Origin of the sequence: Mesorhizobium sp. M1E.F.Ca.ET.063.01.1.1 (genome assembly GCF_003998155.1) — a bacterium.
In the GTDB taxonomy this organism is placed as follows: domain Bacteria; phylum Pseudomonadota; class Alphaproteobacteria; order Rhizobiales; family Rhizobiaceae; genus Mesorhizobium.
In genome coordinates this window covers 1-476 of record NZ_RZSC01001576.1, presented here as the reverse complement: position 1 = coordinate 476, position 476 = coordinate 1, and the positions used below count along the sequence as shown (strand labels likewise).

Here is a 476-nt window from a genome sequence, read left to right as displayed (position 1 = left end):
CGCGCTGGCGCGCCTCGGCTTCGGCTTGCTGCAAGCACCGCGCTACCGGCTGGAAAAGGATCTGGCCGACGGGACGCTGATCGAGGTGCTGGAGGATTTTCCGCCGACGCCGACGCCGTTGTTCGCACTTTATCCGCAAAACCGGCAGCTCGCGCCGCGGCTGCGCGCCTTTCTGGAGTGGGCATCGCGCATTTTCGCCGAGGCAAGGCTGTGACGATCGGATCGGTGCCCGGCTGGCGTGGTCTGCCGGCACCGCAGTTCAGCTGTTGCGCGTCGCCACGAAAGTCGCCGCGGCCTTGAGCAGGGCCGCCTCCTCGCCATAGGGATCGAGCAGCGCATGCGCCTGGTCGATCAGGCCGTGGAGCTGCTCGCGCGCCCAGTCGGGGCCGTGCAGCGCGGCGAGCGTCGCCTTGCCGGCGGCGGCGTCTTTCTTCGTCGCCTTGCCCATCTGCTCGGCGTCCGCAGTGAGGTCGAGC

General features: G+C 69.3%; 1 protein-coding gene and 1 pseudogene. One reads left to right on the top strand and one right to left on the bottom strand.

Annotated features, from left to right (window positions below; genetic code table 11):
- A partial coding sequence (locus tag EOA29_RS39875; RefSeq protein ID WP_245468864.1) for a LysR substrate-binding domain-containing protein occupies positions 1-214 on the top strand: 214 nt, incomplete at its 5' end.
- 45 nt (positions 215-259) lie between these two features.
- Here the strand turns inward: EOA29_RS39875 and EOA29_RS39870 are convergent.
- Positions 260-476: pseudogene (locus tag EOA29_RS39870) on the bottom strand (polyprenyl synthetase family protein); the annotation flags it as partial.